Below are 16026 nucleotides of genomic sequence, written 5' to 3' on the forward strand. Positions count from 1 at the left end.
GGTCGTCACCGATGAACAATCTCTTCGGTCGTTGCTCACCTATCGTGCAACACCCTTACTAGGCACTGCCTTCCCTGTGTGCCCGCGGGGGACCGAGGTCACACCTGGAAGGGACAGTGTGCCGTGCACCCAGGGTGCCACGTCAACGATCACATTCGTGCATCCGGACGATCACCATCTGGTGTTGCACACCAGGTGGTCAAAACGACACGTTCGGTTGACGAAACCCGCTCAGTCCAGGTAATCCCGGAGGACCTGCGACCGGGACGGGTGACGCAGCTTGGACATCGTCTTGGACTCGATCTGCCGGATCCGCTCCCGGGTCACCCCGTAGACCTGGCCGATCTCGTCGAGCGTCCGCGGCTGGCCGTCGGTCAGGCCGAAGCGCAGACGTACCACACCCGCCTCACGCTCGGAAAGCGTCTGCAGCACCTGCTGGAGCTGGTCCTGCAGGAGCGAGAACGAGACGGCGTCGACGGCGACGACGGCCTCGGAATCCTCGATGAAGTCGCCGAGCTGGCTGTCGCCCTCGTCACCGATGGTCTGGTCCAGTGAGATGGGCTCCCGAGCGTACTGCTGGATCTCCAGCACCTTCTCGGGTGTGATGTCCATCTCCTTGGCCAGCTCCTCCGGAGTGGGCTCGCGGCCCAGGTCCTGGAGCAGCTCACGCTGTATGCGGCCGAGCTTGTTGATGACCTCGACCATGTGCACGGGGATGCGGATGGTGCGGGCCTGGTCGGCCATCGCGCGGGTGATGGCCTGCCGGATCCACCAGGTGGCGTACGTGGAGAACTTGTAGCCCTTGGTGTAGTCGAACTTCTCCACGGCCCGGATCAGACCGAGGTTGCCCTCCTGGATCAGGTCGAGGAAGGCCATGCCACGGCCCGTGTAGCGCTTGGCCAGCGACACCACCAGTCGGAGGTTCGCCTCCAGGAGGTGGTTCTTGGCCCGCTCGCCGTCGCGGGAGATCCAGCCCAGGTCACGGACCATCTCCCGGACGAGCTTCTCTTCGCCCTCGTCGGCGGCCCGCAGTCGCTCGGCGGCGTAGAGCCCGGCCTCGATCCGCTTGGCCAGCTCCACCTCCTGCTCGGCGTTGAGCAGCGGAACCTTGCCGATCTGCTTCAGGTACGCCCGGACGGAGTCGGCGGAGGCGGTCAGCTCGGCGTCGCGTCGCGCCTGCTTGAGGGCCTCGGACTCCTCGTCGTCCCACTCAAAGTCGTTGTCGGTCGCCGAGGCGGCGGCGTCGGTCTCGGCTGCCTGGGCCAGCTCGGCCGGCTCCTCGACCACCACGTCCTCGATCGCGGCGGCCAGCTCCTCCGGGTCGATCTCGCCCTCGGCGCCCTCGCCCTTGGCCTTGCCGCCAGCCTTGGTCGGCTTGGCCCCGGCAGCCGCTGCCACCGTCGCCTTGGTGGCTCGGGTCGACTTGGTCGCCTTCGTCGGCGTCGCCATTGCGGCCTCGGCGCCGGTCGCCTTGCGAGCGGCCACCTTGCGCGGGGCCGACGTCGCCGGGGCGTCGTCGCCGGCGGGTGCCTGCTTCGGAGCCGGCGCGGCGGCCTTCTTGGTGGTCTTGGCGGTGGTGGCCCGGGACGCGGGCGTGGTCGAGCGGGCCGCGGCGACGCGGCGGCGGGTGCTCGCCGAGCCGTCCACCACGACGGTCACTCCCGCCTCGGAGAGCGCCCGCAGGATCTTCTTGGCCTGGGCCGGAGTCACCTCGGCGGACTCGACGGTGCGCGCGAGCTGAGCCGACGTGAGCTGACCACCGGCGCTCTGGGCGTGGGCGATCAGGGTGTCGGTGAGCGAGCGAACGTCGGCGCCGGGCTGGCGGGGTTCTGTCACGAATGACCTTCCGGAGGCGAAGAGCGGGCACGGCGGGTTCGTCCAGCGCAGCGAGGGTTACCGTGCCGGGCGATGTGGTTGAGGGACCCTCGTGTCACGGTCCGGCCGGTGGTCGGCGGTCCGTGCCGCGTGGGCAGGGGTGAATTGTAACGCCGTCTGCGGCGATCATCCTGCTCCGCACCGCGTACCGCCGGTGGGGACCGTCGGTGGGGTGGAGATATGGGCTTCGCGGTAATGATAGCCGCGCGGCCGGCGAAGGGCTTCCGTCGTCGCGCCGGGTGGCGCGCAGAACGTGTCCGAACTGCCGTTTGAGCAGGCAGTACGTGGTCGACGTGGCGGTTGCGAGGGCGCGCGTGTGGATCACCGGGGTCGTTGTCGGCCTGGCCGGTGGCGTCCTCACCAGGTCGCGGTTGGGCATCGGTTGTGAGCCGAGCGTGGACGGGGTGGTAAGCACTTAAGCGACATTACCAACCGAAAGGGGCATATTGCCGGAGGTCGGCCGGTCAAGCTGCGAGGACGGTGCGGTGCGCCCACTTCGCAGCGGATTCCGGCGCCGAAGATCCTGCTCTGGTGCCGTCGTACGGCGTCGGGAACGATGATCTTCCGAGGCTGGGTCGGTAGTTCACCCACCCACATGCACTCGGAGTGCGGAAAGAGGCGAATCATGACCAACTCGGCTACGACACCGTCGGAGCTGCTGACCGTCGCGGTGAAGGTGGCTCGGGACGCGGCGGACACCGCGTACCGGATGCGTGCCGAGGGGGTCGTCGTCGCCGCCACCAAGAGCACCGTCACCGACGTGGTCACCGCCGCCGACCGCGCGGTGGAGCGGCAGATCCTCGCCGCGTTGGCCGCGCTACGCCCCGACGACTCGGTGCTGGGCGAGGAGTACGGGGAGGAAGCTGCCGGCGCGGCGCATAGCGGAGTGCGCTGGATCGTCGACCCGATCGACGGCACTGTGAACTACCTCTACGGGCTGCCGTACTCCGCTGTCTCGTTGGCCGCCGAGGTGAACGGGGTGGTGGTTGCCGGCGTCGTGCGTAACGTCAGCACCGGCGAGGAATGGACCGCCACGGCCGGCGGCGGGGCCTGGCGCGACGGTGCGCGCCTGCGCTGCTCCGGCGAGGCGGACCTGGGGCAGGCGCTGGTCGGCACCGGCTTCGGGTACGACGCCGGCCGTCGGGCGCACCAGGCGCAGGTGGTGGCCGGGCTGATCGCACACGTACGGGACATTCGGCGACTCGGCGCCGCGGCGCTGGACCTCTGCCTGGTCGCCGAGGGGCGGCTCGACGCGTACTTCGAGAAGGGTCTTGCGGCTTGGGACCTGGCGGCTGGCGGGCTGGTGGCCGCCGAGGCGGGGGTCCGGGTCGCTGGCCTGGCCGGTCGGCCGCCGGGGCCGGACCTGGTGGTCGCGGCCCCGCCCGCGCTCTTCGCGCCGCTGCACGACCGCTTGGCCGCGCTGGACGCCTCCGGCGGTCCCTGACCGGCGGACCAGGTCGGCCGGCTCCGAGCGGCCGGCTCCGGCCCTCCGACACCCGGTTGCGGCCGGTGGGCCTGGCTTTGACCGGCGGGCCCGGCTTTGACCGGTGGGCCGGGTCGCTACGGGTCGCCGGCCGGGCGCTGCGGGGGAGCGGTTACGCCGTCACTTGGCGGGTGGGGACGGGCAGGCGCCCTTGGGTGCCTCCGGGGGGCCTGAGTCGCCGAGTGACTGGTTGACCTCGGTCGTGGTGGCGAGCTGCTGGAAGCGGTTGCCCAGCACCACGTCCACGGTGTCGTCGGCGCGCTTCGGGTCGTAGCCCGGCACCGCGTTGTTGAGGAAGTACGCCTGGAGCAGGTGCGCGGAACCGACGCCCTTCGGGCCGTACCGCAGCACCGCGACGCTGTCGACCTTCTTCTCGTTCCCGGTCTTCTTGACCTGGAACTGTCGATTGCTGAACTCGTCGGCGACGGTGTGGGCGAGGCCGGGCTGATCCGTGGCGTTGAAAACGTTGATCTTGACGTCCTTGCGCTCGCGCAGGGTCAGATCCGCCAGCGGCCAGCCCTCGGGGCAACCCGCCGCGGTGCCGACGTTGCCCTGGCTGTCGCGGACCACGGCCACGACGACGAAGACCAGGGCGATGATCGCCAGCAGGCCGACGACGACGAGTGCTCGCACGCGCGCAAAACTCATCAGGGCTCTCCCCGGAACCTCAGTGGGTGGTGGCGGCCGGGAACGATCGCTCAGGCCGCCGGCCGTCGAATACGCCGCTGAGGTTAACGGTTGTCCGGCCGTCGCGTGGAAACAGCCCGACATGCCGGCGCGCCGACCGCGAACCGGGTACTACTACCCCTATCTTCGTGTCGCCTGAATCACATTGGGAACAATCTCGCGTGCGGGGGCGTACATCTCAGCCGCAAGGGCGGTATACATGCCTCGCCCAAGGGGGGGTAAGGTTCCGCGCTCGCAGGGCAGTCGCCCCAGCGAGCTCGACCCGTTCGGTCCTCGGGTCGGGTGCCCGACACAAGTGATGGCCGGCCAGCGGAACCGAAACAGCGTCGTCCGGCGTTACAACCGGAAGCGACAACATCGATATGGGAGAGTGAAACCGATGGCCACCGACTACGACGCCCCGCGTCGCGACGAGGTCGACCTCGGCGAGGACAGCCTGGAAGAGCTCAAGGCACGGCGCGTCGACTCACAGTCGGGCGCGGTGGACGTCGACGAGGCCGAGGTCGCCGAGAGCTTTGAGCTGCCCGGTGCCGATCTGGCCGACGAGGAGCTCACGGTCAAGGTGCTTCCGATGCAGCAGGACGAGTTCCGGTGCGCCCGCTGCTTCCTGGTCCACCACCGTAGCCAGCTGGCGGTCGAGCGTAACGGCGAGCTGATCTGCCGCGAGTGCGTCTGAGAACCACGACAACACCGGCGGCGGCCTCCTGAACGGGGTCGCCGCTGCCGGTGTAGGCATGCGGCTGCGGTGGGTACCTGCTTGACTCGTAGCGGGTAGCCACAGCACCGGGAGGTCCGATGAGCGATCGAGGCGGCACCACCGAAGGCGGCACGGACGGCCTGGGTGCCACCCGTGGCACGGACGGCCTTGGTGCCACCCGTGGCACGGACGACCTCGGTGGCGACGGTGGCTCGGACGACCTCGGCGCCACCGTCGCGGCGTTGACCGCGGACGACATCGCGCCGGCCCGACGCCGCCAACTACTGACCCGGATGGTCGGGCAGGCCCGTGCACGGGGCATCTCCGACCTTTTCAAGCCCCGCGCCGCCGTGCGGTGGATGGTCGACGCCGTCGCCGAGATCGCCCCGCACGTGCCGGTACGGGACCTGGACACGTTGCGCCAGCACTTCCCCGGCCTGGACGACACCGCCCTGGCCGACCGGCTCATCCGTAACGCGTCGAGGACCACCGCCGCCATCGGCGCGGCTGGTGGGGGCGTCGCGGCCGTCGAGTGGACGGTGGCCCCGACCTTGCTCTCGGCGCCGGTGCTGCTCGCCGCCGAGACCGTGGCCGTGGTGGCGGTGGAGCTGAAACTGGTCGGCGAGCTGCACGAGATCCACGGCGTGGCGCTACCGGCCGCCGGGAGTCAACGGGCGGTCGCGCTGGTGCACTCCTGGGCCACTCAACGCGGCGTCAACCCGATGGTGCCCGGCGTGGGAGTGGGAGCGGTGCTCGGCACCGCCGCCCGTAAAGAGTTGCGGGACATGCTGCTGCGGCGCTTCGGTCGCAACCTCACCACGCTCGGGCCGTTCCTGACCGGGGCGGCGGTGGCCAGCTTCCTCAACCGTCGGGCCACCCAGCAGATGGCCGAGCAACTCCAGGTGGACCTGCGCCGGCGGGGTATCGCCCGGCCCGCGCCACCGGCGGCCCTCCCAGGCCCGCCGACCGGCACCTGAGCGGGCCCTTCGGCGTCAGACGGGCAATTGAGCGCCCTTCGGCGTCGGACCGCCAATTGAGCGCCCTTCGGCGTCGGGTCAGCCCGGCTCGCCCGCCGTCGGGTGGGAGGCCGACAGGGCGTCCCGTGCGGTCAGCACCGCCTCGGCCAGTTCGACCGGGTGGCGGGTGCTCACCACCCAGAACGGGGTCGGGTCCGCGGGATCGTCGAGGATCACCTGCACGGCGCCGCCGATCCACGGTCGCTGCACCACGAAGGCGAGCGGGTCCGCGCCGACGCCGAGCACCTCACGTCGGCCGGCCACGTCCAGCGGCACCACGTCGGCCACGAAACGGACCGGCAGGCGGGCGTCGTCCACCCGCAGCTCGGCGTCGGCAACCGCGACCCGGATCCGGCCCAGCCACCACAGCCCCACCGCGGTGAGCGGCACCAGCACGGCGAACGGCAGCCAGGCGCGGACGCCGGAGGCGCCCATCCAGATCTCGACGGCCAGCAACGCGGCGGCCACCAGCCCGGCCAGCCACAGCCACCAGGGCAGATCCAACCGCTCGGTGTACGCCGAGCGGGCGGCGACCGGCGGCTGATCGGCGGACGGGGAGGGCGACATGCTCACTCCTGCGAGGGTACGGCGCACGGCGGCTCGACGAACCGGCAGGATGGCAGGGTCACCCCGCGAACCGGACGGAAGAGGGGACCCGTGACCGACGTCGTACCCGTGCCTGTGCAGTTGCTCGACCCGGAGCTGCCGTTGCCCACGTACGCGCATCCCGGCGATGCCGGGGCCGACCTGGTGGCGGCCGCGGACGTGGAGCTGCCACCTGGCGGCCGTGCCCTGGTGCCCACCGGCGTGGCCATCGCGCTGCCGGAGGGGTACGTGGGCCTGGTCCATCCCCGCTCCGGTTTGGCGGCCAGGCTCGGCGTGACGGTGCTCAACGCGCCCGGTACGGTCGACGCCGGCTACCGGGGTGAGATCCTGGTCAACCTGATCAATCATGATCGGGATGTGCCGGCGAAGATCTCCCGCGGCGACCGGATCGCTCAGCTCGTGGTCCAGCAGGTCGCGCGGGCGCGGTTCGAGCCGGTGGTCGAGCTGCCCGCGTCCCGGCGCGGGGCTGGTGGGCACGGGTCCACCGGTGGGCACGCCGGGCTGGTGCCGTCGCCGACGGGCCAGGACCGGGTCGAGCGGCGGCCGAGTGAGCCGGGCCGCGGGCAGACGGAAGAGGTGGCAGGGTGAGTGTGAACAGCGGAGGGCAGGCGCAGTGATCTTCTCCCGAAAGCGGGCCGACGCGGAGCGGCAGACCCGTGACGAGCGGGCCACCCAGGTCCCGGACCAGGGCGATGCGACGCCGACGTTGGAGCGCGGCCCGTACGACATCTCCGAGAGCTACGACGACGTGCAGCGACTCGACCTGGGCAGCCTGCACATCCCGGCGATCGCCGACGTCGAGGTGCGGGTGCAGGCCGACCCACAGGGTGTGGTCCAGCAGGTGGTGCTGGTGCACGGTGACAACGCGCTCCAGTTGGGCGTCTTCGCCGCCCCCCGGTCCGAGGGCATCTGGGACGAGGTGCGCGAGGAGATCCGGCAGTCGCTGCTCCGCGACGGCGCGAGCGCGCAGGAGGTCGCCGGCGAGTACGGCCCCGAGCTGCACGCACAGGTGAACACGCCGGACGGCGCGACGAACCTGCGGTTCGTCGGGATCGACGGGCCGCGTTGGATGGTCCGGGGCGTCTTCCAGGGCCCGGTGGCCACCGACCCGGCCATGGCCGGTCCGCTCGTCGAGTGCCTGGACGGCCTTGTGGTCGACCGTGGGCAGGAGGCGAAGCCGGTCCGCGAGCCCCTGCCGCTGCGGCTGCCTCGGGAGATCGCCGACCAGGCCGAGGCCGAGGCGGGCGACGCCGCCGCCGCGCCGCGTCAGGTCTGACCGGCGCGCACCGGCCCGCCGGAACCAGCCCCGTCGGCGTACGCTGGCGGCACGGTTCCGGCGCCGCCGGGGCCGGCCGGGGACGGCGAGCGTGGAGAGGGTGACGCGGAGGTCATGACGACCGACGAGGGCCGGGTGTCGCTGCGGCGCATCCTGCAGAGGTTCACCGCCAGCGAGGCCGAGATCGACGCGCAGGAGCTGCGTCGGGAGAGCGCCCAGTGCGGCGGGATCCCCGCCCAGCAGTGTTCCCGGGGTCAGCTGGTCTCGGTCGCCGGTCGGCTGCGCACCGTGGTCTACACGCCGCGCACCAATCTGCCGACCCTTGAGGCCGACCTGTACGACGGCAGTGACGTGGTCACCCTGGTCTGGCTGGGGCGACGGCACATCGCCGGGATCGAGCCGGGCCGGCATCTGACCGCCCGTGGCCGGGTGGCCGTGCGGGACGACCGCAAGGTCATCTACAACCCCTACTACGAGCTGGACACGCCCAAGTGACGGCACTGCGGACGGAAGGCCGGCGATGACGACGGGACAGGACCGGGCGGCACAGCCGGATACCGACCCTCAGGACGAGGAGCCGCTGCCGACGATCGCCGAGCAGATGGCCGACCAGCTCGGCGGCTGGCGCGGGCTGGTCGAGTCCAGCATCCCGGTCGTGGTGTTCGTCGTCGCCAACATCATCGGCGAGCTGCGCCCGGCGGTGATCGCGTCGATCGCTGTCGCCGTGCTGATCGCGGGGCTGCGGCTGGCCCAGCGTCGACCGATCCGACACGCCGTCAACGGGCTCTTCGGCGTCGGTGTCGGCGCGGCCATCGCGTGGCGCACCGGCGACGAGCGTGACTTCTACCTTCCCGGCATCCTCTACGGCATCGGCTACGGCATCGCCCTGCTGGTCTCGGCCGCGATCCGGCAGCCGTTGGTGGGCTGGATCTGGTCGGTGTTGGTGGCCAAGGGCCGTTCGGAGTGGCGGTCCGACCCGAAGCTGGTGCGCACGTTCACCCAGCTGACGGTGCTCTGGGGCGTGGTCTGGCTGGCCAAGGTGGGCGTGCAGGCCGGGCTTTACCTGGCCCACCAGGACACCGCGCTGGGCGTGGCCCGACTGGCGTTGGGCTACCCGCCGTACGCGCTGCTGTTGCTGATCACGGTCTGGACGGTGCGCCGGGTCACCCGGGAGACACCGCCGGCCCCGCTGCCCAGCGCCTGAGCGACGTCGGGCGGCCGGACCGCTCGGCCCCGTGGGGTCAGCGTGAGCCGCGGGTCCGCTCGACGCTGTCCGGTCCGAGGATCACCGCGCGGACGGCGTCCTCCACCTCGGCGGTGCAGACGAAGATCAGCTCGTCCCCGGCCTCGATCGGGTCGTCCGGGCTGGGCACCAGGACCCGCTTGCCGCGCAGGATCGCCACCAGGGCGGCGTCTCGGGGCAGTGGCACGGCGTGGATCGGCTCACCGACGTACGGGGCGGTCGGCGGCAGGGTGATCTCGACGAGGTTCGCCTCGCCCTGTCGGAAGGTCATCAGCCGGACCAGGTCGCCGACGGTGACCGCCTCCTCGACGAGCGCGGCCATCACCCGCGGCTTGCTCACCGCGACGTCCACGCCCCACTGCTCGGTGAACAGCCACTCGTTCTCGGCCCGGTTGACCCGGGCGACCACCCGGGGCACCGCGAACTCGGTCTTGGCCAACAGCGACAGCACCAGGTTGGTCTTGTCGTCGCCGGTCGCCGCGACCACCACGTCGCAGCCGGCGACGTCGGCCTCCTCCAGGCTGCTCACCTCGCACGCGTCGGCCAGCACCCACTCGGCGGCCGGCACCCGGTCCGGGCGAAGCATCTTGGGTTGACGCTCGATCAGCATCACCTGGTGGCCGTTGTCGATCAACTCCTGGGCGATCGAGCGGCCCACGTTGCCCGCGCCCGCGATGGCGACCCGCATGGCTCAGTGCCCTCCTTCCGGCGGCGTCGCCGCCACCGACGTGACAGTCGCCACGATGTCATCGCTGACCAGCATGAACGCCTGGTCGCCCTCCTGAATGACTGTGGAGCCGGTGGGCAGCGTGCCGATGCCGAAGCGGATCAGGTAGGCCACCCGCGCCCCGGTCGCGTCCTCCAGCGTCCGCACCGGTCGGCCGATCCAGTCCTTGTGTACGGGCACCTCGACGATCGACACCGTGCTCGTGGGGTCGCGGAAGATCTCCACGTTGCCCTCCGGGACCAGGTGTCGCAGCATCCGGTCCGCCGTCCACCGCACGGTCGCCACGGTGGGGATGCCCAGCCGCTCGTAGACCTGCGCCCGGCGCTGGTCGTAGATGCGGGCGGCGACCCGGGACACGCCGAACGTCTCGCGGGCCAGCCGGGCCGAGATGATGTTGGAGTTGTCGCCGCTCGACACCGCCGCGAAGGCGTCCGCGCGTTCGATGCCGGCCTGCCGGAGCACCTCGCCGTCGAAACCGGCCCCCGTCACGGTGATCCCGGCGAAGTCGGGGCCGAGCCGGCGGAAGGCGTCGGCGTCCTGGTCGATCACCGCCACCGAGTGCCCTCGGGACTCCAGGCTGTGGGCGAGCGTCGACCCGACCCGACCACATCCCATGATCACGACGTGCACGCTGTCCCTCCCAAGGTGCGTACCACTCCCGCTGCCGGTGGCCTTCGAGTGCGAGCCTGCCACGTCCCGGTCACGAGCGGGGACCGACCGTACCCCGCCGTCGCGAGCAGCGGTGATCGCCCACCCCCGCGCGCCCGCCGTGGTGGTCGTACTCTTGGCGTTCGTGGCCAGTCCCACCTCGCTGCTGAAGCGGCTTCTTCTCGGTCGACCGTTCCGGTCCGACCGGCTCCAGCACACCCTCCTGCCGAAGCGCATCGCGCTGCCCGTGTTCGCGTCCGACGCGCTGTCCAGCGTCGCGTACGCGCCCGACGAGATCCTGCTGACCCTCTCCATCGCCGGTGCCTCCGCGTACGTCTTCTCGCCGTGGATCGCGCTGGCCGTGGTCGTGGTCATGCTCACCGTGGTGGCGAGCTACCGGCAGAACGTGCACGCCTACCCGTCCGGTGGCGGCGACTACGAGGTGGCCACTGTCAACCTGGGGCCGAAGTTCGGCGTCGGGGTGGCCAGCGCGCTGCTGGTCGACTACGTGCTCACGGTGGCGGTGTCGGTCTCCTCCGGGGTGGCCAACCTGGGCTCGGTGGTGCCGTTCGTGGCCACCCACAAGGTCCTGATCGCGGTGAGCGCTGTCGTCCTGCTGAGCGCGGTCAACCTGCGTGGTCTGCGCGAGTCGGGCACGGCGTTCGCCATCCCCACCTACGGCTTCGTGATCGTGATGGGCGGGATGCTGCTCACCGGTCTGTTCCGGGTCTTCGTGCTGGGTGACGAGCTGCGCGCGCCGAGCGCCGACCTGGTGATCCAGGCCGAGCACAGTGTGACCGGTTTCGCGCTCATCTTCCTGCTGCTGCGGACGTTCAGCTCGGGCGCCGCCGCGCTCACCGGTGTCGAGGCGATCTCCAACGGGGTGCCCGCGTTCAAGGCGCCGAAGAGCCGCAACGCCGCCACCACCCTGCTGCTGCTCGGCAGCATCTCGGTGAGCATGCTGGTCGGGATCATCTGGTTGTCCCGGCTGACCCACCTCCAGTTCGTGGAGGACCCGGGCCTCCAGATCGTCTCCGGCCCCGAGGGGTACGTGCAGAAGACGGTCACCACCCAGCTCGGCGAGACGGTCTTCGGCTCCGGGTCGATCCTGCTCTACGTGGTGGCCGGGATGACCGCCCTGATCCTCTTCCTGGCCGCGAACACCGCGTTCAACGGCTTCCCGGTGCTCGGCTCGATCCTCGCCCAGGACCGCTACCTGCCCCGCCAGTTCCACACCCGGGGCGACCGGCTGGCCTTCTCCAACGGCATCGTCTTCCTGGCTCTCTTCGCGATCGTGCTGATCGTCGGTTTCCAGGCCGAGGTGACCCGACTCATCCAGCTCTACATCGTCGGGGTCTTCGTCTCGTTCACCGTCTCCCAGGCCGGCATGATCCGGCACTGGAACCGGCACCTGCGCACCGAGCGGGACCCGGAGGCGCGCCGCCGGATGTACCGCTCGCGTGCCATCAACACCTTCGGCGCGGGCCTGACCGGCGCGGTGCTGGTGATCGTCCTGATCACGAAGTTCCTGCTCGGCGCATGGATCGCCATCGCCGCGATGGCGGTGATCTACGTGCTGATGCTGGCGATCCGCCGGCACTACGACCGGATCGCCGTCGAGCTGACCCCGCCGGACGAGGGCCGGGCCGTGCTGCCCGCCCGCAACCACGCCATCGTGCTGGTCAGCAAGCTGCACCAGCCGACGCTGCGGGCCATCGCCTACGCCCGCGCCACCCGGCCGGACACGCTCACCGCGGTGACGGTCAACGTGGACGAGAAGGACACCCGGGACCTGCAGGCCGACTGGGAGCGACGGGAGATGGCGATCCCGCTCACCGTGATCGACTCGCCGTACCGGGAGATCACCCGCCCGATCCTCGACTTCGTCGCCTCCACCCGTCGCAAGTCGCCCCGGGACGTGGTCACCGTGTTCATCCCCGAGTACGTGGTCGGCCGTTGGTGGGAGAACCTGCTGCACAACCAGAGCGCCCTGCGCCTCAAGGGCCGGCTGCTCTTCGAACCGGGGGTCATGGTGGTCAGCGTGCCGTGGCAGCTCGCGTCGACAGCGAGCAAGAACCTGGACCGGCTGGACGCCACACTGTCCCGGACACCGGCGCGTGGGCCACGGAGCGCCGTGCCACCGCCGGTCGCCGCACCGCCGGTGGCCGCCGCGCCGCCCGGCGAGGGCGGTCCTGAGAACAGCGCAACGATGGGGAACACTCGTGACTGAGCCAGGCGGTCAGCGGACCGCGACACCCGGGACGCCGTCGGCGTCGGCCTCACCGGCGTTCGAGCGGGGCCTCGCCGAGACGGACCGGGTCGAGCTGACCGTCGACGCGGTCGCGCCCGGCGGGCACTGTGTCGCCCGGGTGGACGGGCAGGTGGTCTTCGTCCGGCACGCGCTGCCGGGTGAGCGGGTCGTCGCCGAGGTCACCGAGGTGCACCGGGGGTTCGTCCGGGCCGACGCGGTGACAGTGCTCGAGCCCTCACCGGACCGGGTCGAGCCGCCCTGCCCGTACGCGAAGCCGGGTGCCTGCGGGGGCTGCGACCTCCAGCACGTCGCACCGGCCGCCCAGCTGGCCTGGAAGACCGCAGTGGTCCGCGAGCAGTTGGTCCGCCTCGGTGGGCTGACCGACGTCGAGCTGGACCGGCTCGGCGTGCGCGTCGAGGCGTTGCCCGGTGGGCTGCTCGGCTGGCGCTCCCGGGTCCGTTACGCGGTCGACGCCGCCGACCGTGCCGGCCTGCTCAAGCACCGCTCGCACGAGGTGGTGCCGATCGACCGCTGCCGGATCGCCCACCCGGCCATCCAGCAGCTTCCGGTGCTCACCCCCACCGGTGCGCGCTGGCCGGCCGCCGAGGCGGTGGAGACCGTCGCCAGCACCGGCGGAGACGTCACCGTCACGGAGATCCGCGACGGGGTGCCCGCCCCGGTCATTGGCCCGACCGAGGTCCGCGAGGTCGCCGCCGGACGGGACTGGACGCTGCCCGCTTCCGCGTTCTGGCAGGTGCACCCGGCCGCCGCGGACGCCCTCTCCGCAGCCGTGCTGGAGTTGCTGGACCCGCAGCCGGGCGAGGTCGCCTGGGACCTCTACGGCGGCGCTGGGCTGTTCGCCGCCGGGCTGGCCGCACGGGTCGGCGCCACCGGCCGGGTGACAGTTGTCGAAGCGGCGGCGCAGGGTGTCGCCGCCGCCCGAAAGAACCTCGCCGACCAGCCCAGCGTCGAGGTGGTGTCGGCACGGGTGGAGACCGCGCTGGCCCGCCGACGGATCACCGGCCCGGTCGACGTGGTGGTGCTCGATCCGCCGCGCTCCGGGGCCGGCGCCCCGGTGGTCCGCGCGCTGGTCGCCGCGGGCCCGCGGGCGGTCGCGTACGTGGCCTGTGACCCGGCCGCCTTCGCCCGGGACGTGCGTACCTTCGCCGACCTCGGTTGGCGGCTGGCGGCGCTCCGGGGCTTCGACCTCTTCCCGATGACGCAGCACGTCGAGCAGGTCGGGCTGCTGCTTCCCCCGGACGTGCGGTAGAACACCCGCGTCGGCGCCTGACCGGGTGCTCAGCTGCCCACTCCCGGCCCGGCCCGGGTGCGTGCGGCTCGGGCCGGGCTGCGGAGTACCGGGGGGCCGATAGACTCTCCGTTCATGAGTGTTGAAGAGGACACGGCCAACCACGGCCGGCTGCTGGGGACGGTTCGGGGTCCGCAGGACGTCAAGCGGATGTCCGGCGAGGAACTGGACGTCCTCGCCGCCGAGATCCGGGACTTCCTGATCACCAAGGTCTCCCGCACCGGCGGGCACGTCGGGCCCAACCTCGGTGTGGTCGAGCTGACGCTCGCCATGCATCGCGTCTTCGACTCACCCCGGGACCGGCTCCTGTTCGACACCGGCCACCAGGCGTACGTACACAAGATCCTTACCGGGCGTCAGGCCGGCTTCGACAAGCTCCGCCAGCGCGGTGGCCTCTCCGGCTACCCCAGCCAGGCGGAGAGCGAGCACGACCTCATCGAGAACTCGCACGCTTCCACCGCGCTGTCCTACGCCGACGGCCTCGCCAAGGCGTACGCCCTCCGGGGTGAGGCGCGCAGCGTCGTGGCCGTGGTCGGCGACGGCGCGCTGACCGGCGGCATGTGCTGGGAGGCGCTGAACAACATCGCCACCGCCGGCAACTCCCTCGTGATCGTGGTCAACGACAACGGCCGGTCCTACTCGCCGACAATCGGCGGGTTGGCCGACCACCTCTCCTCGCTGCGGCTCAACCCCGGCTACGAGAAGGTCCTCGACACCGTCAAGGACGCCCTCGGCTCCACGCCGCTCGTCGGCAAGCCGATGTACGAGGTGCTGCACGCGGTCAAGAAGGGCATCAAGGACGCCGTCGCCCCGCAGGCCATGTTCGAGGACCTGGGCATCAAGTACGTGGGCCCGGTGGACGGGCACGACGTGACGGCGGTCGAGGCGGCGCTGCGCGCGGCCAAGAACTTCGGCGGCCCGGTCATCGTGCACGCCGTCACCCGCAAGGGCTACGGCTACCGTCCCGCCGAGGAGGACGAGGCCGACTGCCTGCACGGCCCCGGCAGCGCCTTCGACGTGGAGACCGGCGCGCTGCTGGCCGCCCCGTCGGTGAAGTGGACGCACGTCTTCGCCGACGAGCTGCTGGCCATCGCTGACGAGCGCCCGGACGTGGTGGGCATCACCGCCGCCATGGCCGAGCCGACCGGCATCGCCAAGCTGGCCCGCAAGTACCCCGAGCGGGTGTACGACGTGGGCATCGCCGAGCAGCACGCGGCCACCTCGGCGGCCGGTCTGGCGCTCGGTGGCCTGCACCCGGTGGTGGCGGTCTACGCCACCTTCCTCAACCGTGCCTTCGACCAGGTCCTGCTGGACGTGGCGATGCACAAGCTGCCGGTGACCTTCGTACTGGACCGGGCGGGCATCACCGGCCCGGACGGGCCCAGCCACTACGGCATCTGGGACATGTCGGTCTTCGGAGTGGTGCCGGGGCTGCGGATCGCCGCTCCCCGCGACGCCGCCACCCTGCGCGAGGAACTGCGCGAGGCGATGGCCGTCGACAACGGCCCGACAGTGGTGCGGTTCCCGACCGGGGCGGTCGCCGCGGACCTGCCGGCGCTGCGCCGGGTCGGCACTGTCGACGTGCTGGCCGAGTCCGCCCGTACCGACGTGCTGCTCGTCGCCGTCGGCTCCTTCGGTCAGTTGGGCATGGAGGTGGCCGCCCGGGTCGCCGAGCAGGGCTACGGCGTCACCGTCGTCGACCCCCGCTGGGTGCGCCCGGTCCCGGCGGAACTGGTCGACCTGGCCGCCCGCCACCGGCTCGTGGTCAGCGTCGAGGACGGCGTCCGGGTCGGCGGGGTGGGCGACGCGCTCGCCCAGGCGATGCGCGACGCCGACGTCCGGGTGCCGCTCAAGGACCTGGGTGTACCGGCCGACTGGCACCCGCACGGCACCCGCGCGCAGATCCTCGCCGACCTGGGCCTGACCGCTCAGGACGTGGCCCGCAACGTCACCGGTTGGATCTCCGGCCTGGACGCCACCCCGGACCGCCTCACCCCCAGCGACGCAGCCGCACAGAACTGACGAGAACAAACAACGGCGGGCGTCCCTCGGGACGCCCGCCGTCGCATATCCACCCCCAGTCCGCAGTCCGCAGTCCGCACCCTCAGCCCCAGTCCGCGCCCTCAGGCCGCAGCGCCCAAGCCCTCCGACTGCCCAGCCCCGCCCCAGCCCCGCCCCAGCCCCGCCCCAGCTCCGCCTTGGCTGCGT

The 16026-nt window shown here is 71.6% G+C and carries 15 protein-coding genes; 10 read left to right on the plus strand and 5 right to left on the minus strand.

Features of this window, described 5'->3' with window-relative positions; translation table 11 throughout:
* Window positions 1-231: 231 nt before the first annotated feature.
* Entirely contained in the window at window positions 232-1836 is a 1605-nt protein-coding gene (locus tag ACLQ3F_RS01990) for an RNA polymerase sigma factor (RefSeq protein WP_355009337.1), read from the minus strand.
* Between the two features lie 664 nt (window positions 1837-2500).
* Between ACLQ3F_RS01990 and ACLQ3F_RS01995 the strand changes: the two genes are divergently transcribed.
* A complete protein-coding gene (locus tag ACLQ3F_RS01995) occupies window positions 2501-3319 on the plus strand; it encodes an inositol monophosphatase family protein (protein ID WP_425845438.1) in 819 nt (272 codons plus the stop codon).
* A 159-nt stretch (window positions 3320-3478) separates the two neighbouring features.
* On the opposite strand, the gene ACLQ3F_RS02000 is transcribed toward ACLQ3F_RS01995, so the two are convergent.
* Window positions 3479-3991 carry a LytR C-terminal domain-containing protein gene (locus ACLQ3F_RS02000; protein ID WP_355009418.1) on the minus strand — a complete coding sequence of 171 codons (513 nt, stop codon included), beginning with the start codon at window positions 3989-3991 and terminating at the stop codon, window positions 3479-3481.
* Window positions 3992-4424: 433 nt separating this feature from the next.
* On the opposite strand from ACLQ3F_RS02000, the gene ACLQ3F_RS02005 reads away from it, so the two are divergent.
* Window positions 4425-4721, plus strand: coding sequence for a DUF4193 domain-containing protein (locus ACLQ3F_RS02005; RefSeq protein ID WP_007075406.1), 297 nt, complete (start codon window positions 4425-4427; stop codon window positions 4719-4721).
* Window positions 4722-4840: 119 nt separating this feature from the next.
* On the plus strand, window positions 4841-5719 hold the full coding sequence (locus tag ACLQ3F_RS02010) for a hypothetical protein (protein WP_357198516.1): 879 nt from the start codon (window positions 4841-4843) through the stop codon (window positions 5717-5719).
* A gap of 78 nt (window positions 5720-5797) precedes the next feature.
* On the opposite strand, the gene ACLQ3F_RS02015 is transcribed toward ACLQ3F_RS02010, so the two are convergent.
* Window positions 5798-6331, minus strand: a complete 534-nt coding sequence (locus tag ACLQ3F_RS02015; protein ID WP_425845440.1) for a DUF3093 domain-containing protein — start codon at window positions 6329-6331, stop codon at window positions 5798-5800.
* 84 nt (window positions 6332-6415) lie between these two features.
* Here ACLQ3F_RS02015 and dut point away from each other — a divergent pair, with 84 nt between their 5' ends.
* The 4 genes from dut (at window position 6416) to ACLQ3F_RS02035 (ending at window position 8844) form a co-directional block, all read left to right on the plus strand.
* Complete coding sequence (gene dut / locus ACLQ3F_RS02020; protein ID WP_355009340.1) at window positions 6416-6952, plus strand: dUTP diphosphatase; 537 nt, start codon at window positions 6416-6418, stop codon at window positions 6950-6952.
* Between the two features lie 25 nt (window positions 6953-6977).
* On the plus strand, window positions 6978-7640 hold the full coding sequence (locus ACLQ3F_RS02025; protein WP_238683354.1) for a DUF3710 domain-containing protein: 663 nt from the start codon (window positions 6978-6980) through the stop codon (window positions 7638-7640).
* Window positions 7641-7754: 114 nt separating this feature from the next.
* The gene (locus ACLQ3F_RS02030; protein ID WP_357198509.1) at window positions 7755-8135 is read left to right on the plus strand and encodes an OB-fold nucleic acid binding domain-containing protein; all 381 of its coding nucleotides are present in this window, start codon (window positions 7755-7757) and stop codon (window positions 8133-8135) included.
* 25 nt (window positions 8136-8160) lie between these two features.
* The gene (locus ACLQ3F_RS02035; protein ID WP_357198506.1) at window positions 8161-8844 is read left to right on the plus strand and encodes a DUF3159 domain-containing protein; all 684 of its coding nucleotides are present in this window, start codon (window positions 8161-8163) and stop codon (window positions 8842-8844) included.
* A 37-nt stretch (window positions 8845-8881) separates the two neighbouring features.
* Here ACLQ3F_RS02035 and ACLQ3F_RS02040 read toward each other — a convergent pair whose 3' ends face one another.
* A complete protein-coding gene (locus tag ACLQ3F_RS02040; protein ID WP_357198503.1) occupies window positions 8882-9571 on the minus strand; it encodes a potassium channel family protein in 690 nt (229 codons plus the stop codon).
* Between the two features lie 3 nt (window positions 9572-9574).
* On the minus strand, window positions 9575-10240 hold the full coding sequence (locus tag ACLQ3F_RS02045) for a potassium channel family protein (protein WP_355009344.1): 666 nt from the start codon (window positions 10238-10240) through the stop codon (window positions 9575-9577).
* A gap of 163 nt (window positions 10241-10403) precedes the next feature.
* Here ACLQ3F_RS02045 and ACLQ3F_RS02050 point away from each other — a divergent pair, with 163 nt between their 5' ends.
* The 3 genes from ACLQ3F_RS02050 to dxs all read left to right on the plus strand — a co-directional run bounded on the left by ACLQ3F_RS02050 (window position 10404) and on the right by dxs (window position 15840).
* On the plus strand, window positions 10404-12488 hold the full coding sequence (locus ACLQ3F_RS02050; protein ID WP_425845446.1) for an APC family permease: 2085 nt from the start codon (window positions 10404-10406) through the stop codon (window positions 12486-12488).
* 94 nt (window positions 12489-12582) lie between these two features.
* Window positions 12583-13779, plus strand: a complete 1197-nt coding sequence (locus ACLQ3F_RS02055; protein WP_425846160.1) for a class I SAM-dependent RNA methyltransferase — start codon at window positions 12583-12585, stop codon at window positions 13777-13779.
* 114 nt (window positions 13780-13893) lie between these two features.
* Entirely contained in the window at window positions 13894-15840 is a 1947-nt protein-coding gene (gene dxs, locus ACLQ3F_RS02060; RefSeq protein ID WP_355009346.1) for a 1-deoxy-D-xylulose-5-phosphate synthase, read from the plus strand.
* The last annotated feature ends 186 nt before the right edge of the window (window positions 15841-16026 follow it).

This window comes from Micromonospora sp. DT15 (genome assembly GCF_049841475.1).
Classification (GTDB): Bacteria; Actinomycetota; Actinomycetes; order Mycobacteriales; family Micromonosporaceae; genus Micromonospora.

What these genes read in the sequence shown, in the direction of transcription:
- ACLQ3F_RS01995 (WP_425845438.1), top strand. Translation starts at nt 2,501, where the DNA reads ATGACCAACTCGGCTACGACACCGTCGGAGCTGCTGACCGTCGCGGTG.
- ACLQ3F_RS02005 (WP_007075406.1), top strand. Translation starts at nt 4,425, where the DNA reads ATGGCCACCGACTACGACGCCCCGCGTCGCGACGAGGTCGACCTCGGC.
- ACLQ3F_RS02010 (WP_357198516.1), top strand. Translation starts at nt 4,841, where the DNA reads ATGAGCGATCGAGGCGGCACCACCGAAGGCGGCACGGACGGCCTGGGT.
- ACLQ3F_RS02030 (WP_357198509.1), top strand. Translation starts at nt 7,755, where the DNA reads ATGACGACCGACGAGGGCCGGGTGTCGCTGCGGCGCATCCTGCAGAGG.
- ACLQ3F_RS02035 (WP_357198506.1), top strand. Translation starts at nt 8,161, where the DNA reads ATGACGACGGGACAGGACCGGGCGGCACAGCCGGATACCGACCCTCAG.
- ACLQ3F_RS02040 (WP_357198503.1), bottom strand. Translation starts at nt 9,571, where the DNA reads ATGCGGGTCGCCATCGCGGGCGCGGGCAACGTGGGCCGCTCGATCGCC.
- dxs (WP_355009346.1), top strand. Translation starts at nt 13,894, where the DNA reads ATGAGTGTTGAAGAGGACACGGCCAACCACGGCCGGCTGCTGGGGACG.